Genomic DNA, 17,553 nt, shown 5'->3' with positions numbered 1-17,553 from the left:
CCGCGCGCTGCCGCCGGATCGGCGCGGCAATCTGCGCCGTTTTCGCCCCTGGCGTTAAGCTTACGGCTTAACTAACCTTTAACGAAGGGTTTGCGGGAACTGGGCCGCTGGCCTAGCCTTTGTCGATCGCTGATGGGTCAGAAGAGTAGGGTCGCGTATCATGGCTGTTAGAACATCGGCATATCGGAATTCCAGAGTTCTGGTCGTCTGCGCGGCCGCCGCCGCGCTGGTGTTCTCCTCCGAGGCCGCGTCGGCCCGGTCTGGCGTTGCCGTGGCTGCGCCCGTGGCCGCCGGTCAGGCGGGGGCAAGCCAAGTCGTCCCGCCGGCGCCTGGCGTGCGGCCCTTCGTCCGTCACCACCACCGCGGCTATCGTTCCTATCTGCCGGCTGCCGGCGCGTTCGCCTATGGCGGCTATGGCGAGCCCGTGCCGCAGCAGATCCCCGAGCACACATCGGCCGATGTGCGCTACACCTATACCTACGACGTCCCGTGGGACTGGGTCCACCGCTTTCCGCCGAACGTCGTGCCGTCGGATCGCCCCTATGTGTCGAGCTGCCCGATGCAGACCGTGACGGTGCCGGGACGCCGCGGCGGCGATCACTCCGTCACGATCACCCGCTGCTACTGACGTTTTGAGCCAGCTCAATGCGACCCGTGTGAACCGGCGCTAGATTTCATCAAATACCGACCGGCCTCGCTCGCGCGAGGTCGCGAGGTGACGAGGCCCGGACTCCTAGGCACTCCGGGCCTCGTTGATTCTGATAGTCTCCCGTCATCGCGCGAGTCGGCGCGGGGGAGGCTCCAATGATCGAGACGACGGCGAGGTCGCGTTTTTTCATCGTGCGCATCTGCATGGCGCTGATGATATCGGCCGCCGCCGCTCAAGCCGCCGGCGCCGATGAGACCGTGACGATCGGCGGCTCCCGCGTCGCCCTGATCAGGCCGGCCTTGGTGCGCGCCAGCGTGATCCTGCTGCCCGGCGGCGACGGCGCCATCAATGTCGGCGATCGCGGCGACATTCACGGCCTGCTCGGCAACCAGCTGGTGCGCACGCGCAACGCCTATGCCGCCCGCGGGCTCGCCGTCATGGTCGCGGACGCCAGCACCGATTTGAAGGCCGCGGTGGACTACATGGCCGCGATCAAGCGGCCGGTGACGGTGATCGGGACCAGCCGAGGCACGTTGCGCGCCGCGGAAGGCATTGCCCGCGGTGCCCGGCCGGATGCGCTGGTGCTGACTTCGGGCTTCCTCAGCTCGGAGTCCGGCAGCTCCTCGAACGTGATGTCGATCCTGGGCTCGCCCTCCGCCTTGCCGCGGACGCTGGTCATTCATCACACCAGTGACGGCTGCAAGTTCACGCTGCCGGCGGGCGTCGATCCATTCATCAGATGGTCGGGCGGCCGCGCGCGGGTGAAGTGGCTGTCGGGCGGCGCGGAGGCGGGGGATCCCTGTCAGGCGCGCGGCCATCACGGCTTCAACGGGCTCGACGGGCAGGTGGTCGGCCTGGCCGCAGGGTTTCGCTGAGCGGCCGATTGCAGGTAGACTCCGCGGCAACACCAACATGGTCCGGAGGAAACTCGATGCCGTCAGCCATTTTCGTCGTTCGCGCGACCCTGCCTGATCCCGCCCGGCGCGATGAGTTCGATCGCTGGTATCGCGACGTTCATCTGCCCGACGCGATCAGGAGTTTTGGCGTGCGCAAGGCGTGGCGGGTCTGGAGCCTCGCTGACCCGGCGGTGCATCAGGCGATGTATCAGTTCGATGCCATCGATGCGATGGAGCGCGCCGTCGGCGGCGACGAGATGAAGCGCCTGATCGCCGACTTCAATCGCGACTGGCCCGACGTGACGCGGACGCGCGAAATCTTCGTACTGGCGCAGGCGGTCGAGGAGTGATCGGCCGGCGGCGCGTACCAAGATCGGCGAAGGTGGCAGAGCCATGGTTGTGCCGCAGGCACGCGCCAGTTCAGCTCACGTTCAGGTGATCGGTCGAATACTCCCTTCATGCCCTGGCTCGTGCATCATGGAGGCGTGCGATGGAACGACGGAACTTCCTCAAGCTGGCATTGGGGGTCGGCTGCGCGGCGGCGGCCGGCGCCGTGCTCCGCACCACCGATGCAGTCGCTGCGCCGCTCGCGCCATTGCCGCTGAACGAGGCGGCGCCTTCAGCCAGGGATCAGCACGTCGAGCCCGCGGTCGGTTCGCAGGATGAGGCCGACCGGCTCGCGCCGGAGCAGGTTCGCTGGGGGCATCACGGTCATCATCACGGACACCATGGTCACGGACACCATTGGGGCTGGCGCCGGCGGCATTGGGGTTGGCGGCGCCGTCATTGGGGCTGGCGCCACCATCATCGGCACTGGCACCGCCATTGGCATCGCCGCCACCATTGGTGATCGGCGCAGCCGCATTGCGAGAAAGCGCAGTTTCAGACGTGTGACCGCAACACGGCAGGGGTCGGCGTGGCGCGATCCCTGTCGCTCATTGTTTGCTTTCACCTGCCGAGGAAGCCCAGCAGCAGTGCGTCGTATTTGTCCGGCGCATCGAGGAAGACGAGGTGGCCGGCATTGGCGACCACCTCGGCGCGCGCATCGCCCATCCGGCTTGCCAGGCCCTTTGCCAGCTCGGCGTTCTGGCCCATCTTCGCTCTCAAGGCCTCGGGCGCGTTGGGCCGCCCCGGCGCGTTGTGATCGTCCGCGCCCATGATGAACAGCGTCGGCTGCGTCAGCAGCGGGATCTCGTGCACCACCGGCTCGCGGTAGATCATCTGATAGGAGCTGACGAAGCTCTTCAGCCAGCGCGAATAGTCGGCGCTTTGCTTCAGGTTGAAGCGTGCATCGATGAACGGCGTGACCTGCTCCGGCGGCAGCTTCAGCGCGTAGTTGGTCTCCAGCTGCTTGCGATAGCCGTCCGCCGTCAGCCGGTCCTCACTCTCGATGATCTTTTCCGACGGGATCGGCGGCACGTAGACGCGATAGTCCTCGAGCCCGATCGGCGCGGTCAGCACGAGATGCGCGACGCGGTCGGGATAGGCGCGGGCGATGCGCACGGCCAGCATGCCGCCCATCGAATGCGCGACGATATCCGCCTTGGCGATGCCGAGGTGATCGAGCAGCGTCATGGTGTTGCGCGCCAGCGTGTCGAAATGCAGCTCGCCTGCAGGCTTGGATGATTTGCCGAAGCCGACCTGGTCGGGCACCACGACGCGGAAGCCGGCGTCGGTCAGTGTCTTGATCACGGGCGCCCAGTAGCTCGAGGGGAAGTTGCGGCCGTGCAGCAGCAGGGCAACGCGGCCGTTCGGCTGCGCCGGCGCCACATCCATATAGGCCATGCGCAGCTGCTCGCCGTCATTGACCAGGGGCAGCAGGCTGACCGGATACGGATAGGGGAAACCTTCGAGATTGATGCCATAGGGCTCGCGCGGTGCCTCCGCCGCCGGGGCGACAGTCGGGGCGAGGGCGAGCAGGGCGGCACAGAAGGCGACAGCGAAACGGGACATGAAGACTCCACGACGGACGTCACGAGATGGTCGTCAACCGTCACGCCGTGCCCCGCGTTCGCCTTGGCCGCAAGGCACGAGGGCCGCGCTGCGATAAAGAGCGCGTGATCGTCAGTCTTCGGCCGGACCGAACAGCGCCGCGAAATGCTTTTCGCCGGCGCGGCTGAAATTGACCACGCGACTGCCTGGGGTGGCATCGCGCGCCGCCCATTTCAGCTCGGTGAAGCGCTTCATCAACGCTGCGCCGAGCGTGCCGGCGAGATGATGCCGCCGCGCGCTCCAGTCGAGGCAGGCCTTGCACACGGGCCGGCGCGGATGCGCCAGCATTTCCGGCGAGATCCGCAAATGCTGCGACAGGAAATGTTTGCCGTCCTCGGTCAGCACGATCTCCTGCTTGCGCCGGCGGACCAGCTTCTGCCTCGTCATGCTGTCGAGCATCTGCACGCCGAGATCGCCGGCGAGATGGTCGTAGCAGATGCGTGCTCGCCGCAGCTCCGGCTCCTTCGGCCCGGTGCGCACCCGCATGTGGCCGGCGCGCGCGGCAAGGCCGGCGAGCTTCTCCAGCACGTCGGCGACATCGGGATCGGCGAGCCGGTAGTAGCGGTGGCGGCCCTGCTTCTCCGGCTCGACCAGGCCGCCGCCTTCGAGCTTGGCAAGATGCGAGCTCGCCGTCTGCGGCGTCACGCCCGCTTCCTGGGCGAGCTCGGTCGCGGTCAGCGCACGGCCCGAGAGCAGCGCAGTCAGCATGTTGGCGCGGGCGGGATCGCCGACCAGCGCCGCCACCATCGCAATGTCCGGACCTGATTTCATACTTCGATGCTAGCCGAAGCATTCTCGCCCGGCAAGCGGATAGTGTCGACGATACAGAACTCACCGGAGGTTGTCATGACCATCACCGTCTTCATCCGCTATCGCATCGATCCGTTCAAGCGCGACGTGTTCGAGGCCTATGCCAGGCGCTGGCTGTCGATCATCCCCCGTTGCGGCGGCGACCTGATCGGCTATTTCATGCCTCATGAAGGCACCAACGACATCGCCTACGGCCTGATTTCATTCGACAGTCTCGCAGCTTACGAGCGCTATCGTACAGCCTTGCGCGGCGATGCCGAGGGCCGGGCGAACTTTGCGCTGGCCGAGGAGCACAAGCTCATTCTGGGCGAAGAGCGAACATTCTTGCGCAACGTCGTGGCGGCGCAATGATCGCGGCTCTATGCTGCCGCAACGCGAGGATGCATGGGAGGATGACATGACGTTGATCAACACGGCGGACAAGCGCGCGGCCTTTCGCAAGCTGCACGAGGCCGGCTGCTTCGTGCTGCCGAACCCGTTCGATGCCGGCACGGCCAAAATGCTGCAACATCTCGGCTTCAACGCGGTCGCCTCGACCAGCGCCGGCTTCGCGTGGTCGATCGGCAAGGCGGACACCGGCACGACGCTCGACGAGATGCTCGCGCATCTGGAGGCGCTGTCCGCGGCGGTCGACATTCCCGTCAACGCCGATTTCGAGGGCGGCTTCGCCGATGCCCCCGAGGGCGTGGCCGCCAACGTCACGCGCGCGGTCGCCACCGGCGTCGCCGGTCTGTCGATCGAGGACTCCACGGGTGACAAGGATGATCCGCTCTACGCGCGCGAACTGGCGGTTACGCGCATCCGCGCCGCACGTCAGGCGATCGATGCAAGCGGTGGGGACGTGCTGCTGACCGGCCGCTGCGAGGCGTTTCTCTGGGGCAAGCCCGACCTCAAGCTCGTGACCGATCGCCTCGCGGCCTATGCCGAGGCCGGCGCGGATTGTCTGTACGCTCCGGGGATCAAGACGGTCGAGGAGATCACGGCTGTCGTCAAAGCGGTGGCGCCCAAGCCTGTGAACCTGCTGATCGGCGCGTCGGGTCTGTCATTGAGCCAGGCCGCCGAGCTCGGCGTGCGCCGCATCAGCGTCGGCGGTTCGCTGGCGCGGGTGGCCTGGGCCGGCTTCGTCCGGGCGGCCAAGGAGATGGCCGAGCAGGGCACCTTCACCGAACTGGCCAACGGCTATCCCGGGGGCGAGCTGAACAAGCTCTTCGGTTGAGATCAGGCTGCGCGCCCGTCCTCCCGCAGATTCTGATCTCATCCGCCTGTAGAAAAGCCGCGGACTCTGCCGCGGCTTTTCAGTCTGATTTGCTGAAATCGCTTAGTAGCGATCCGTTCCGATGCCGACGCTGACGCCCGGGGCGCGGAAGCCGATGCCGCCGCGGTCTTCGTAGCCGCGCCGCTCGATGTAGCGCTCACGCGGAGCGTACGCGTAGGAATCGCGATCTTCGCCTTGAATGATGACGCGGCGTTCACTGCGCTCGCGCCAACAGCGGCCTTCCTCGTTACAGACCATCCGGACGTTCTGGATGTCTCGTTGCGGGACCGCCGAGGCTGCGGGAGAGATCGGTGCCGCCGAAGCGGCGGTCACGGCCAGCGTGCTTGCCGCGGCTGCGATAGCTATGGAGAGAGCTTTCATTACGTATCTCCTGGGTGAGAGTGTCAATGAGCCAACCGGTTCGCGCTGCTATGGTTCCATGGCGGCCCTCGCACGCTTCGCGTAATTTGTTGGAGGACTCGCCAAAAAACGGCGGCGGGTGATTGCTCACCCGCCGCCCAGGAGTGGGACCGCTGATTGCCGTCCGCGAGATTATTTGACGGCGTTGGGCTTGTCGCTCGGGGCCGCCGGCGGCGGTGTGGTGCGATCTCCCGCGGCGCCGGTCGTCACGCCGGGCGAGGTGTTATCTTTGGTGGTCGAGGCGGATTGCGAGGCCGGCGTGGTGCTCGCCTGATCGTTGCGCATCGACATGTTGTTCAGCCCGTAGAACACGGCGCCGAGCAGGATCGCGATGCCCAGGGCGTACGCTGCGATCCGGCCGGTCGAGGCGGAGCCTTCCCTCAACTCGGGATCGGGCTGCAGCTGGCTGTCCGTCCGCGCCGCGCGCTCGTAGTCGGCGCCGGTCATGTCGGCACCGGGCATGCCGGGCCGCGTCGTCATGTCCGGCCGGTTCATGCCGTCGGGATAGCGTTCGTTCGGGAGCCGTTCGTTGGCCATGATGTCCTCCTTGCGATTGTCACCCGACAACCAGTCGGGCCCCGGCTCTGTTCCGCGAAACCTTACGAAATCCCCAGTCGATCCGTTGCACCGCGCGCTAAGGTGCCTCGCGTGCACTGCGATTCTCCGTCCTTTTGTTGGAGCCTTCGATGTGGAACCTGCCGCCCGGTGACAGCGTGTTGCATCTGTTGACCTGGGTGGCGCTGGCGGCGCAGGCGATGACGGCCGCGCTGGCGGCGGGACGCCGCAGCATGGACTGGATGGGCGTCTGCTTGTTGGGGGCGATCACCGCGCTCGGCGGCGGCACCTTGCGCGACGTGCTGCTCGGCCACTATCCGCTTGCCTGGGTCGAGCAGCCGTCCTTGCTGCTGCTGACCGTGCTGGCGCCGTTCGTGACGATCGCCATGGCGCGCCTGGTTCACAGGCTGACCATGGCGTTCCTCGTTCTCGATGCGGTCGGCCTCGTCGTGTTCACGATGACGGGCTGCGACATCGCCTGGCAGATGAACGTGCCGATCGGCATCGTCATCGTCGCCGGGATGATCACGGGCTGCGCCGGCGGCGTGCTGCGCGACATCCTGTGCAATGACGTGCCATTGCTGTTTCGCGCCGAGCTCTACGCCAGCGTGTCCCTCGTCACGGGCCTGGTCTATGCGACCGGCTTGTCGCTCGGCATCGCCAGCGGATGGTGGACGGCGCTGACCTTCGCGCTCGGACTGTCGTTCCGGCTGCTCGCGATCCGCTACAAATGGAACATGCCGCGCTTCGTATTTGCGGGCGACGATCGGGGCTGAACGAAGGCGATCTTATCGCATCGCACAATTCGTTCGGGCCGGAATCGCGCCGGCCACAACGGTTCAGTCACCATCCGCCGAGCCGCCAAAGCCATGGTGCGCATCATCCCATTTCGCGGCAGTGGCCGTTTTCGACACAAACCGCAAAAGCCGCAGCCGGCTCCCGCCACGAAATTGCGATTTCGGCTGGCTGCCCTGCGCACACGAGATTTGTGATGCGCATTCTTCAAAAGCAGACATAAATGATTGGCAGAACGCGCGCTTCCGCCGGCCGGCGGCAGTCGCGCCCCCCGGTAAAGCACGGCAAGAGGGCGGAATGGGACTCAACGAGAGCGAGATCAATCTCGACCAGAAATACACCGCAAGCTCCGGCCATATCTTCCTGACCGGCATCCAGGCGCTGGTGCGGCTGCCGATGGCCCAGATCCGGCGCGACCGCGCCGCCGGGCTGAATACCGCCGGCTTCATTTCCGGCTATCGCGGCTCGCCGCTCGGCGGCTACGACCAGCAGCTGTTCTCCGCCCGCAAGCATCTCGAGCAGTACAACATCAAGTTCCAGCCCGGCGTGAACGAGGACCTCGCAGCGACCGCGATCTGGGGCTCGCAGCAACTCGCACTGTCGCCCGGCGGCAGGTATGACGGCGTCGTCGGCATCTGGTACGGCAAGGGCCCCGGCGTCGACCGCTGCGGCGACGTGTTTCGCCACGGCAATGCGGCCGGCTCCGCCAAGAACGGCGGCGTGCTCTGTCTCGCCGGCGACGACCACGGCGCCAAATCCTCGACCGTGCCGCATCAGTCCGACCATGCCTTCATCTCGGCGCTGATGCCCTATCTCTATCCGTCCTCGATCCACGAGATGATCGAGATGGGCCTGCTCGGCATCGCGATGTCGCGCTATTCCGGCTGCTGGGTCGGAATGAAGGTGATCACCGAGACGGTGGAGACGACCGCCGAGATCAACCTCAACGACGAGATGACGCCGTTCGTCATCCCCGCCGATTTCGAGATGCCGCCGGGCGGCCTCAATCTGCGCTGGCCGGATGACCGCTTCGAGCAGGACCGGCGGCTGCAGGACTACAAGGGCTTTGCCGCGATCGCCTTTGCCCGCGCCAACAAGGTCAACCGCATCACGATGGACTCACCGAACGCCCGCTACGGCATCATGGCGTCGGGCAAGAGCTATGAGGACATCCGCCAGGCGCTACGCGAACTCGGGATCACCGAGGAGGTCGCCGCCAGGATCGGGCTTCGCCTCTACAAGATCGGCATGCCCTGGCCACTGGAACCGGAAGGCGTGCGGCAGTTCGCGGTCGGCCTCGAGGAGATCTTCATCATCGAGGAGCGTCGCGAGATCGTCGAGAACCAGGTCAAGCAGGAGCTGTTCAACTGGCGCGACGACGTCCGCCCGCGCATCGTCGGCAAGATGGACGACCACGACAAGCGCTTCCTGCCGTTTGCCACCGAGCTCTCCGTCGCCTCGCTCGCGACATCGCTCACCGAGCGTCTTCTCCGCCTCGACCTCAACCCCGAGATCAAGGCGATGCTGCGCGCCAAGGCCGACTGGTTCAACGGCCGCGACGCCTCGCAGATGCAACTGGTCTCGCCGGTGGCGCGCACGCCGTATTTCTGCTCGGGCTGCCCGCACAACACCTCGACCAAGGTGCCCGAGGGCAGCCGCGCACTGGCCGGCATCGGCTGCCACTTCATGTCGTTGTGGATGAACCGCAACACCGAGACCTTCACCCATATGGGCGGCGAGGGCGTGCCGTGGGTCGGCATCGCGCCGTTCACCGACGAGAAGCACATCTTCGCCAATCTCGGCGACGGCACCTATTTCCATTCCGGCAGCCTCGCGATCCGCCAGTCGATCGCCTCCAAGGCCAACATCACCTACAAGATCCTCTACAACGACGCGGTCGCGATGACCGGCGGCCAGCGCCATGACGGCGATTTGTCGCCGCAGCAGATCACCTTCCAGCTCCATGCCGAGGGCATCCGCGAGATCTACCTGGTCTCGGAGAATCCAGACGCCTATCCGGCCGAAACGATCGCGCCCGGCGTCAAGCTCGCGCACCGCGACGAGCTCGAAAACGTCATGAAGACGCTGCGCGAGACCAAGGGCGCCTCGGCCATCGTGTTCGTGCAGACCTGCGCCGCCGAGAAGCGCCGCCGCCGCAAGCGCGGCACGATGGAGGATCCGCAGCGCCGCGTCTTCATCAATCCGGCCGTCTGCGAAGGCTGCGGTGACTGCTCGGTGCAGTCGAACTGCATCTCGGTCGAGCCGCTGGAGACCGAGCTCGGCCGCAAGCGCGTCATCAACCAGTCGTCCTGCAACAAGGACTATTCCTGCGTGAAGGGCTTCTGCCCGTCCTTCGTCACCATCGATGGCGGCAAGCCGCGCAGCCGCGCGCCAGCTGAGCTCGGCGACATCGGCGAGATGCCGGAACCGCTGACCAAGCCGTCACTGGAGCGGCCCTACAACGTCGCCGTCGGCGGCGTCGGCGGCACCGGCGTGCTGACGATCGGCGCGCTGCTCGGCATGGCCGCGCACATCGAGGGCAAGGCCTCGATGATCCTCGACATGTCGGGCCTCGCGCAGAAAGGCGGCGCGGTGCTCAGCCATGTGCGCCTCTCCGAGAATACGGCTGACGTGACCTGCTCGCGCATCGTCACGGGGACCGCCGACCTCGTCATCGCCGCCGACGAGGTGGTGGCGGGTGCCAAGGAGACGATCACGCTGTGCGATGCCGAGCGCACCCATGGCGTCATCAACAGCCATCTGATTCCGACCGCCGATTTCGTGCTCAACCGCGACTTCAATTTCCAGAACCGCAAGGTGACGAGCCTGCTGGAAACGGCGCTGCACAAGGACTCGACCTTCCTCGATTTCACCAAGCCGGCCGAGGCGCTGCTTGGCGACAGCATCGCCACCAACATGATGATGATGGGCTACGCCTACCAGAAGGGCCTGCTGCCGCTGTCGGCCGAGGCGATCGAGAAGGCGATCGCGATCAACGGCGTCGCGGTCAAGATGAACACCGAGGCGTTCCGGCTCGGCCGCCTCGCGGTGGTCAACCCGGAGCGGCTCGCCGACATGATGACCGGCAAGGACGAGGCGGTGCCGCCGAAATCGCTTGAGGCGATGACGCTCGACGAGATCATCGCCCACCGCATGGCGTACCTTACCGGCTATCAGAATGCGCGGCTCGCCAAGCGCTACCGCAAGCTGGTCGATCAGGTGCGCGAAGCCGCCGACAAGGGCGGCTACGGCGAGGCGCTGCCGCGCGCAGTGGCGATCAACTATGCCAAGCTGCTCGCCTACAAGGATGAGTACGAGGTGGCGCGGTTGTTCTCCGACGGCAGCTTCGAGAAGCAGCTCCATGACGCGTTCGAGGGCGACTACAAGATCAGCTTCAACCTCGCACCGCCCATCCTCAATTCCGGCCTCGATCCGCAAGGGAGGCCGAAGAAGCGCAGCTTCGGGCCGGGCATGATGAAGATGTTCCGCCTGCTGGCAAAACTGAAGGGCCTGCGCGGCACACCACTGGACGTCTTCGGCTACGCGGCCGAACGCAAGATGGAGCGCGACCTGATCGCCGGCTATGAGAAAGACGTCGCCACCGTGCTGAACCTGCTGTCGCCTGCCAACGTCGACATCGCCGTCGAATTCCTGTCGCTGCCGGACAAGATCCGCGGCTACGGCCCGGTCAAGGAGAAGGCGGTGCAGGACGCCAAGGCGCGCTACGCCCAGCTCGCCGCCGACCTCGCCAATCCACCGCCCGCGCCAAGGCAGATGGCGGCGGAGTAAGGCTTGGCCTCTCCGTCATTGCGAGGAGCGGAGCGACGAAGCAATCCAGAGTCCGCGTGATGCCTTGGATTGCTTCGCTTCGCTCGCAATGCCGGCGCTCACGGACAGCTCGCAGGATGGAATCGTCTGGACGAACGTAAGAGGCACAACCGATGCACACTGCGCTCGATGCTGATCCGGAGAAGCTTGACGAGCATGAGCGGAAGTTCGTCGCCAATATTCGTGAGCACGGCTGGTTCGCGGTTCGTGTCGGAGCCGACGCTGAAGGGCCTGGCTTCGCCTACACAACCGGCTTCTGGTTGAAGTTTGGCCATCCCGAGTTGATTGTCTTCTCGCTGCGGGGACAAATCGCTCAGGATGTCTTCTGGCATCTGTATCATGAACTCGAAGCGGGACGGCGTATCCCCATCGGCAGTGAGTCCGGCGATGTGTTCAAGAACATCCCCGCCGTGTTGCTACCCGTCGCGCAACAGCACTATCGCAATCATCTCGGCTGGAGCCGCTGGTTCTACGGCGGTAACGGTTTCGAATGTCTGCAATTGGTCTATCCCGATCGCGACGGACACTTTCCATGGTCGTCGGACGCGCCGGTCGACATCCGGGCAGCCCAGCCCGATCTCACGGAAGGCAATTGGTCCGGCCTCTGCGCACGCTAGTCCGGCGGCCATCGTAAAGGCACGCAATCGCCGTGCCCACCATCATGCGATCGGTGCCAGCTTCCGCCTCCGCCGTTTCAATTCGCCATCCGCTCCCGGCTCATGCGCAGCGTCACGACCAGGCCTTCGGCGGACCAGTCGAAGGCGATGGTGCCGCCGAGCTGGGCGTTCATGCTGCGATGGATCAGTTTGCTGCCGAAGCCTTCGGTGGTGTCGGCCGACTTCGGCGGCCCGCCGCGCTCGGTCCACATGATCACCACTTCGTCATCATGCGCGCTGCACGACACGTCCAGCGTGCCGCTCGAAACCGACAGCGAGCCGTATTTCGCCGAGTTGGTCGCGAGCTCGTGGATGACCAGTGCCAATGTCGTGCTCGAGCGTTCTCCGACATTCATCTTGGGCACCGACACACGGATGCGGACGCTGGCGCCTTTCTCGTCATAGGGGGCAAGCAGCACCGAGACGAGATCGCCGAGCAGGGCTGCTTGGTTCGTCCCGCCCGGCCGCGGACGTATCAGATCCTGGGCACGGCCCAGCGCGATCAACCGGCTGGCGAGCTCGTGGGCCATGTCCTCCTTTGTCGCCGCTGTGCGCGACGTCATCTGCGTCAGCGCGGTGGCGATCGTCAGCAGGTTCTTGACCCGATGGCTCATCTCGCCCGCCAGCAGCTCGTTGGCTTCTTCGGCCTGCTTGCGCTGGGTCACGTCGAGGAAGATGCCGAACATCAGCCGCTCGGCGATGTCGGCATCGTCACCTTGGCCGCGGGCGGAGATCCAGCGGATTTCGCCATCCGCGAGAATGCGAAAATCGATCTCATAAGCGCCGACGATCGCCCGTGTCGCCGAAAACGCCGATCTCACCCGTTCGAGATCGGCGGGGTGAATGTTCTGGGAGAGCACCTCGAACGTGATCCTGCTCTTGGTCTTGGGCACCTCCCACAGCTCATAGGCGCGCTCGTCCATCGTGATCGCGTCGGTGTCGACGTTCCACGACCACAGGGCCACGCCGGCAGCTTTGGTGGCAGCGCGCAGATGCTTTTCGTGCCAGATCGGCATGCACGCGTCCTCGGCCGCCATGAGTTCGATCCCCGCTTTCTTCGCCGCTCTGCAGGCTACGGATCCCGCAATCCGGCAGCCGCAGCCATGTTCGCCCTCCGACTACGCCGCCGCTGCGACTTCGTCGATCGAGGACATGACGGCCTCGGTCGCCGTCTGATGCACCATGTGGCCGGCGCCGCGCACGCGGCGAAAGGTGCTCTGGCTGACGTCGTGATGAAGCCGTCTGGACTGCGCGTCGATGTCGATCAGGCGATCCTGATCACCGGCAACGATCACGACCGGCATCTTCAGCTCACCGTACGCTCTCCTGAAGCGGAAAGCATCGGGAATCATCAGCGCGGCCTCCGCGGCGGAGGCGCGGATCTGCGACGGGCGAACCGCCATTTCCTTGGGGAAGCCGGCAAACTTCGCCGGAACCGATCGCGGGCCGAACAGCTTGGCCATCAGCAGCGGCCACATCATCCGGCTGATCAGAGGGGAGATGGTGTAGCGCAGGATATCGCCCAGCAAGGGAATGGCCGGAGCCGATCCGGCCACCACGTCGGACCGGAAGGTCGGGTAGTAATAGCCGGAGGCGAGCACCATGCCCTTGACCATGGTCGGATGTTCGAGGGCGAGCGCGACGGCGACGGATGCGCCCCAGGAATGACCCAGGACGAAGGCCTCCGAGACGCCCAGGCGATCGAGCGCGCTCTTGATTAGCCCGGCCTGCGCCGTCGGCGTCCACACGACGTTGCGCGGCCGGTCGCTGTGGCCGAAGCCCGGCCGGTCGAACGCAATGACACGGTAGTTCTGCGCCGCCAGATCGATCAGGCCGCTGGAGGCGAAGTCCTGGATCATGCTGCCGTTGCCGTGCAGCAGCACCAGCGGCACGCCGGTGCCGCGCTCGACATAGTGCAGCCGGACGCCGTCGACGTCCATGAACTGGCCGGCGGGAGGATTGGCCCGCTCGGCAGACTTGGCGAGGCGGCGATTGATCAGTGCTGTGACGGCCAGAACGGTCGTGGCCGCCGCTGCCGCCAGAAGAAATGGATGAGTCTTCGCCAGCGACCGGCTGCGATGCGCCAGCGGCTGGAGGGATGGTGTCGAGTTGGTCAGGCGGCTGGGCGTCGACGCCGCGAGCGCGCGCGCTGTGGTCCGGGCTGCGGTCATCATCTGCCCTCATGGAAAGGCGTGCACGACATCCGGAGGATCCGAGAAATGATGCAGCGCAGGGGCAACGGCCGGTCACGCGGTTCGTTCCGTTGTGCCGTCCTGGCGCGCATGGTCGGGGTGTAGGTCGACCTCCGAGCGTTCCGGCCGAGCTCGACCAGCGCAATCGGTCCGGCTTCTGCACCCGGCGGATCGAGGCAGGACTCCCCACAGATGTGCCTTGCGCAAACGGCCCGTCGGGCAGAATCTACTTTACGAAATTCAGAAATTGTGCTTTGATGCGCGCATCCCGCCTCGGCCGGAGGGGCGTTGCGCGCGATCGTCACGACACGCGAGGCGGGGAGCGATGGCCGCACTTGTGCCGCAGCGTGTCTTCGGACGCGCCGACGAACGGCATGGTGCGGACGTGAAGTCGCAGCGTGCTGACACCCCGATGCTGGTGTCCCGCGCAATGCGCAAGCATTGTCGCGAATGGTGGCCAACAAGCCCGGCGCACCAGGCAGACTGCGTATAAGCGTTAAGACCGTCGCGCAGGGAAGGCCGGGCGTTCTCGGCTGCACCTGTGGTACCTGCCGCCTGCATTTTTTTCGCAGGCGGGCCGCAGGCGTCAGCCGACGCCTGGCCTTCCCTGCGCCCTCCGACTTGATGAGGGTGAACGACATCAGCACAGCTCGGGCAGCATCTGCCGCGGGAGCGCTCGCTCATGGGCTATGACGAACCGATCGCGTCAGCTTTCGAGCAGCCACTCCGTCGCGCTGCGCCACAGCGTGTCGCGATGCGCCGCGCGGAAGAAGCCCATATGGCCGATCGCGGACGCCCCGACGTCCTGCGGCGCGATGTCGAGCAGCTCCGGCGTCGTGCCCGTATAACCAGCGCACAGCAGCTCAACCGCGGGCCGCGTGGCCCAGGGATCGTCGGCGAGGCACAGCGCCCGGACGGGACTCTTGAAGTTGGCGTAGTTGGCAAGCGGCAGCGATGCGTCATCGAACAGATAGCGCGGGCTCATGATCCAGCGCACCCATTGCAGGAAGACACCCTTCGGCAGGTCCTCGCCGACGCCACTCCAGCCCGGCGTGTAACCCAGCGCATGAGTCAGCGGGACGCCAACGCCGTTGAGCATCGTCGCCACGCGCCAGCGTTCGCCCGGGGCCATCAGCTTCCAATAGCCGGCCTGCGAGGCGATGAAGAGGGCGCGCGACACCTCGGTGTTGTTGGCGAGCAGGCCGAGCGTCTGGCCGCCGAAGGAGTGGCCGACATAGCGCAGCGGCAGCGCACCGTAGCGCGCACGCATCCAACCGACCGCGCCGGTGATGTCGAGTGCGGCCCAGTCGGTCATCGAGGCCGCAAAGCCCTTCAGGGAGCGGGGACGGCTGCCGCCGATCCCGCGATAGTCGTAGGTCAGAACCGCGCAACCCTGCTGGGCAAGATGAGCAGCGAAGCCGCGATAGATCCGGCGCGGGATCGCCGCCCCGGAATTGATCAGCACGGCATGCGCCGGCGTGCCGCGCGGCATGAACAGGGTGCCCGCGAGCGCAAAGCCATCGACGGCCGGAAGGGTCAGATCCTCGCTCGAAACGCCGTCGGATCCCGTCTCAGCCACGCCTCGTCCTCCCATCACTTGCCCTTCCGCAGCAAAGTCAAATTCGGGTGGCGGTGCAAGCCCTTGTGTCCGCGCCCTAAATTCCAAGTGGCGGCACGGGAGCAGGCTGTGTATAAGGCGCGCGCCGCCGCGCGGGGAATTTGGCGTGCAGTTGCCGAGAGGGAGTAGAGAGCCATGACCGAGCGCTGGAGCCCGGAGAGCTGGCGGTCCAAGCCGGTGCAGCAGGTGCCTGACTATCCCGACCAGAAGGCGCTCGCCGAGGTCGAGGCGCAGCTTGCGACCTTCCCGCCGCTGGTGTTCGCCGGCGAGGCGCGCAACCTGAAGAAGGCGCTGGCGCGGGTGGCGGCGGGCGAGGCATTCCTGTTGCAGGGCGGCGACTGCGCCGAGAGCTTCGCCGAGCACGGCGCCAACAACATCCGCGACTTCTTCCGCGTGCTGCTGCAGATGGCCGTGGTCATGACCTATGCCGGCGCGGTGCCGGTGGTGAAGGTCGGCCGCATCGCCGGCCAGTTCGCCAAGCCACGCTCGTCGCCGACGGAGAAGATCAATGGCGTCGAGCTGCCGAGCTATCGCGGCGACATCGTCAACGACACCGCCTTCACGCCCGAGGCGCGCATCCCCAATCCGCAGCGCCAGCTCGACGCCTACCGGCAGTCGGCGGCGACCTTGAACCTGCTGCGCGCGTTCGCCACCGGCGGCTTCGCCAATCTCGGCAGCGTGCATCAGTGGATGCTCGGCTTCGTCAAGGATTCCCCGCAGTCGCGGCGCTACAAGGAGCTGGCCGACCGCATCTCGGACGCGCTCAACTTCATGCGCGCCTGCGGCCTCGACCTCGAGAGCCATCCGGAGCTGCGCGCCACCGACTTCTACACCAGCCACGAGGCGCTGCTGCTCGGCTATGAGCAGGCCTTCACCCGGGTCGATTCCACCACCGGCGACTGGTACGCGACCTCGGGCCATTTCATCTGGATCGGCGACCGCACCCGCCAGCTCGACCACGGCCATGTCGAATATTTCCGCGGCATCAAGAACCCGATCGGCCTGAAATGCGGCCCGTCGCTGAAGCCGGACGAGCTGCTGAAGCTGATCGACATCCTCAATCCCGACAACGAGCCGGGCCGGCTGACCCTGATCAACCGCTTCGGCGCCGACAAGGTCGGCGATCATCTGCCGGGACTGATCCGCGCGGTGCAGCGGGAAGGGCGCAAGGTGGTGTGGTCGTGCGATCCGATGCACGGCAACACCATCACCTCGACCTCGGGCTACAAGACACGGCCGTTCGATCGCATCGTATCCGAGGTGCGGGCGTTCTTCGCGGTGCATGCCGCGGAGGGCACCCATGCCGGCGGCATCCATCTCGAGATGACCGGCAAGGACGTCACCGAATGCATCGGCGGCGCGCGCGCGATCACCGACGAGGATCTCAACGACCGCTATCACACGGTGTGCGATCCCCGGCTGAACGCCGAGCAGTCGATCGACATGGCGTTCCTGATCGCCGAGCTGCTGAAGCAGCAGCGCGGCGGCAAGACCGCACCGATGCCGGCCGTCGCGGGCTTCTGATGCTGCGTCTGTGGCGCGCGACGGTCAACTCGCGCAACGGCCTGGCCTTCGCGCTCCGCTCCGAGCAGGCGGTGCGCGAGGAGGTGGTCGCGTTCCTGCTGGCGCTGCCGCTGGCCTATGTCGTCGGCGCGACGGCGATGCGCAGCGTCGAGCTGGTCTGCGCGGTGGTGCTGGTGCTGGTCGTCGAGCTGCTCAACACCGCGATCGAGAAGCTCGCCGACCGCCTCACCACCGAGCACGATCTGCAGATCGGCCGGGTCAAGGATCTCGGCTCGGCCGCCGTCGGCGTCGCGCTGCTGATGTCCGGCTGCTTCTGGCTGTTCGCGATCGCCGAGCGGCTCGGGCTGCTTTGAACGAGTTGAG

General features: G+C 66.1%; 18 protein-coding genes. 11 read left to right on the top strand and 7 right to left on the bottom strand.

The annotated features are described in order from the left end of the window. Window positions 1-160 precede the first annotated feature (160 nt). The 4 genes from QX094_RS29985 (at window position 161) to QX094_RS29970 (ending at window position 2,395) form a co-directional block, all read left to right on the top strand. On the top strand, window positions 161-628 hold the full coding sequence (locus QX094_RS29985; protein WP_315714530.1) for a hypothetical protein: 468 nt from the start codon (window positions 161-163) through the stop codon (window positions 626-628). A 176-nt stretch (window positions 629-804) separates the two neighbouring features. Continuing rightward, the gene (locus QX094_RS29980; RefSeq protein ID WP_315714529.1) at window positions 805-1,524 is read left to right on the top strand and encodes an alpha/beta hydrolase; all 720 of its coding nucleotides are present in this window, start codon (window positions 805-807) and stop codon (window positions 1,522-1,524) included. A 56-nt stretch (window positions 1,525-1,580) separates the two neighbouring features. After that, window positions 1,581-1,895, top strand: a complete 315-nt coding sequence (locus QX094_RS29975) for a hypothetical protein (RefSeq protein WP_315714528.1) — start codon at window positions 1,581-1,583, stop codon at window positions 1,893-1,895. Between the two features lie 140 nt (window positions 1,896-2,035). Next, window positions 2,036-2,395: a twin-arginine translocation signal domain-containing protein gene (locus QX094_RS29970; RefSeq protein ID WP_316173976.1), complete on the top strand. Its 360-nt coding sequence runs from the start codon at window positions 2,036-2,038 to the stop codon at window positions 2,393-2,395. A gap of 98 nt (window positions 2,396-2,493) precedes the next feature. Here the strand turns inward: QX094_RS29970 and QX094_RS29965 are convergent, their stop codons facing one another. Both QX094_RS29965 and QX094_RS29960 read right to left on the bottom strand, forming a co-directional pair. Continuing rightward, window positions 2,494-3,498 carry an alpha/beta hydrolase gene (locus tag QX094_RS29965; protein ID WP_316173974.1) on the bottom strand — a complete coding sequence of 335 codons (1,005 nt, stop codon included), beginning with the start codon at window positions 3,496-3,498 and terminating at the stop codon, window positions 2,494-2,496. A 111-nt stretch (window positions 3,499-3,609) separates the two neighbouring features. Further along, the gene (locus QX094_RS29960) at window positions 3,610-4,308 is read right to left on the bottom strand and encodes a winged helix-turn-helix domain-containing protein (RefSeq protein WP_315749664.1); all 699 of its coding nucleotides are present in this window, start codon (window positions 4,306-4,308) and stop codon (window positions 3,610-3,612) included. Between the two features lie 75 nt (window positions 4,309-4,383). Here QX094_RS29960 and QX094_RS29955 point away from each other — a divergent pair, with 75 nt between their 5' ends. Both QX094_RS29955 and QX094_RS29950 read left to right on the top strand, forming a co-directional pair. Further along, window positions 4,384-4,698 carry an NIPSNAP family protein gene (locus QX094_RS29955; RefSeq protein ID WP_315749665.1) on the top strand — a complete coding sequence of 105 codons (315 nt, stop codon included), beginning with the start codon at window positions 4,384-4,386 and terminating at the stop codon, window positions 4,696-4,698. A gap of 46 nt (window positions 4,699-4,744) precedes the next feature. Next, on the top strand, window positions 4,745-5,563 hold the full coding sequence (locus tag QX094_RS29950) for an isocitrate lyase/phosphoenolpyruvate mutase family protein (RefSeq protein WP_316185894.1): 819 nt from the start codon (window positions 4,745-4,747) through the stop codon (window positions 5,561-5,563). A 102-nt stretch (window positions 5,564-5,665) separates the two neighbouring features. On the opposite strand, the gene QX094_RS29945 is transcribed toward QX094_RS29950, so the two are convergent. Then, the gene (locus QX094_RS29945) at window positions 5,666-5,983 is read right to left on the bottom strand and encodes a hypothetical protein (protein WP_315714522.1); all 318 of its coding nucleotides are present in this window, start codon (window positions 5,981-5,983) and stop codon (window positions 5,666-5,668) included. A gap of 171 nt (window positions 5,984-6,154) precedes the next feature. Further along, complete coding sequence (locus QX094_RS29940; RefSeq protein WP_315827360.1) at window positions 6,155-6,559, bottom strand: hypothetical protein; 405 nt, start codon at window positions 6,557-6,559, stop codon at window positions 6,155-6,157. Window positions 6,560-6,708: 149 nt separating this feature from the next. On the opposite strand from QX094_RS29940, the gene QX094_RS29935 reads away from it, so the two are divergent. From QX094_RS29935 to QX094_RS29925, 3 genes are all read left to right on the top strand, one after another. Then, a complete protein-coding gene (locus QX094_RS29935) occupies window positions 6,709-7,353 on the top strand; it encodes a trimeric intracellular cation channel family protein (RefSeq protein WP_315749670.1) in 645 nt (214 codons plus the stop codon). A gap of 316 nt (window positions 7,354-7,669) precedes the next feature. Then, a complete protein-coding gene (locus QX094_RS29930) occupies window positions 7,670-11,161 on the top strand; it encodes an indolepyruvate ferredoxin oxidoreductase family protein (protein ID WP_315749672.1) in 3,492 nt (1,163 codons plus the stop codon). A 152-nt stretch (window positions 11,162-11,313) separates the two neighbouring features. Continuing rightward, window positions 11,314-11,817 (top strand): DUF4262 domain-containing protein, encoded by a 504-nt coding sequence (locus QX094_RS29925; protein WP_315749674.1) that lies wholly within the window; start codon window positions 11,314-11,316, stop codon window positions 11,815-11,817. A 77-nt stretch (window positions 11,818-11,894) separates the two neighbouring features. On the opposite strand, the gene QX094_RS29920 is transcribed toward QX094_RS29925, so the two are convergent. From QX094_RS29920 to QX094_RS29910, 3 genes are all read right to left on the bottom strand, one after another. After that, entirely contained in the window at window positions 11,895-12,872 is a 978-nt protein-coding gene (locus QX094_RS29920; RefSeq protein ID WP_315749676.1) for a sensor histidine kinase, read from the bottom strand. A 102-nt stretch (window positions 12,873-12,974) separates the two neighbouring features. Continuing rightward, the gene (locus QX094_RS29915; RefSeq protein WP_315714966.1) at window positions 12,975-14,027 is read right to left on the bottom strand and encodes an alpha/beta hydrolase; all 1,053 of its coding nucleotides are present in this window, start codon (window positions 14,025-14,027) and stop codon (window positions 12,975-12,977) included. A 727-nt stretch (window positions 14,028-14,754) separates the two neighbouring features. After that, window positions 14,755-15,627, bottom strand: coding sequence for an alpha/beta fold hydrolase (locus tag QX094_RS29910; RefSeq protein WP_315714516.1), 873 nt, complete (start codon window positions 15,625-15,627; stop codon window positions 14,755-14,757). 174 nt (window positions 15,628-15,801) lie between these two features. On the opposite strand from QX094_RS29910, the gene QX094_RS29905 reads away from it, so the two are divergent. Both QX094_RS29905 and QX094_RS29900 read left to right on the top strand, forming a co-directional pair. After that, the gene (locus QX094_RS29905) at window positions 15,802-17,190 is read left to right on the top strand and encodes a class II 3-deoxy-7-phosphoheptulonate synthase (protein WP_315714515.1); all 1,389 of its coding nucleotides are present in this window, start codon (window positions 15,802-15,804) and stop codon (window positions 17,188-17,190) included. Continuing rightward, window positions 17,190-17,543 (top strand): diacylglycerol kinase, encoded by a 354-nt coding sequence (locus QX094_RS29900; RefSeq protein ID WP_315827363.1) that lies wholly within the window; start codon window positions 17,190-17,192, stop codon window positions 17,541-17,543. Before QX094_RS29905 ends, QX094_RS29900 begins: the two co-directional genes overlap by 1 nt. Window positions 17,544-17,553 lie beyond the last annotated feature (10 nt).

The sequence above is a fragment of the Bradyrhizobium sp. SZCCHNS1050 genome, from assembly GCF_032484785.1.
Classification (GTDB): Bacteria; Pseudomonadota; Alphaproteobacteria; order Rhizobiales; family Xanthobacteraceae; genus Bradyrhizobium.
Note: the sequence above shows the minus strand (reverse complement) of the source record. Positions and strands in the feature narration are given on the sequence as shown.

Bases quoted from the DNA above. Each gene is read 5' to 3' on its own strand.
- QX094_RS29985 (WP_315714530.1), top strand. From the start codon at position 161: ATGGCTGTTAGAACATCGGCATATCGGAATTCCAGAGTTCTGGTCGTC.
- QX094_RS29980 (WP_315714529.1), top strand. From the start codon at position 805: ATGATCGAGACGACGGCGAGGTCGCGTTTTTTCATCGTGCGCATCTGC.
- QX094_RS29975 (WP_315714528.1), top strand. From the start codon at position 1,581: ATGCCGTCAGCCATTTTCGTCGTTCGCGCGACCCTGCCTGATCCCGCC.
- QX094_RS29970 (WP_316173976.1), top strand. From the start codon at position 2,036: ATGGAACGACGGAACTTCCTCAAGCTGGCATTGGGGGTCGGCTGCGCG.
- QX094_RS29965 (WP_316173974.1), bottom strand. From the start codon at position 3,498: ATGTCCCGTTTCGCTGTCGCCTTCTGTGCCGCCCTGCTCGCCCTCGCC.
- QX094_RS29960 (WP_315749664.1), bottom strand. From the start codon at position 4,308: ATGAAATCAGGTCCGGACATTGCGATGGTGGCGGCGCTGGTCGGCGAT.
- QX094_RS29955 (WP_315749665.1), top strand. From the start codon at position 4,384: ATGACCATCACCGTCTTCATCCGCTATCGCATCGATCCGTTCAAGCGC.
- QX094_RS29950 (WP_316185894.1), top strand. From the start codon at position 4,745: ATGACGTTGATCAACACGGCGGACAAGCGCGCGGCCTTTCGCAAGCTG.
- QX094_RS29945 (WP_315714522.1), bottom strand. From the start codon at position 5,983: ATGAAAGCTCTCTCCATAGCTATCGCAGCCGCGGCAAGCACGCTGGCC.
- QX094_RS29940 (WP_315827360.1), bottom strand. From the start codon at position 6,559: ATGGCCAACGAACGGCTCCCGAACGAACGCTATCCCGACGGCATGAAC.
- QX094_RS29935 (WP_315749670.1), top strand. From the start codon at position 6,709: ATGTGGAACCTGCCGCCCGGTGACAGCGTGTTGCATCTGTTGACCTGG.
- QX094_RS29930 (WP_315749672.1), top strand. From the start codon at position 7,670: ATGGGACTCAACGAGAGCGAGATCAATCTCGACCAGAAATACACCGCA.
- QX094_RS29925 (WP_315749674.1), top strand. From the start codon at position 11,314: ATGCACACTGCGCTCGATGCTGATCCGGAGAAGCTTGACGAGCATGAG.
- QX094_RS29920 (WP_315749676.1), bottom strand. From the start codon at position 12,872: ATGCCGATCTGGCACGAAAAGCATCTGCGCGCTGCCACCAAAGCTGCC.
- QX094_RS29915 (WP_315714966.1), bottom strand. From the start codon at position 14,027: ATGACCGCAGCCCGGACCACAGCGCGCGCGCTCGCGGCGTCGACGCCC.
- QX094_RS29905 (WP_315714515.1), top strand. From the start codon at position 15,802: ATGACCGAGCGCTGGAGCCCGGAGAGCTGGCGGTCCAAGCCGGTGCAG.
- QX094_RS29900 (WP_315827363.1), top strand. From the start codon at position 17,190: ATGCTGCGTCTGTGGCGCGCGACGGTCAACTCGCGCAACGGCCTGGCC.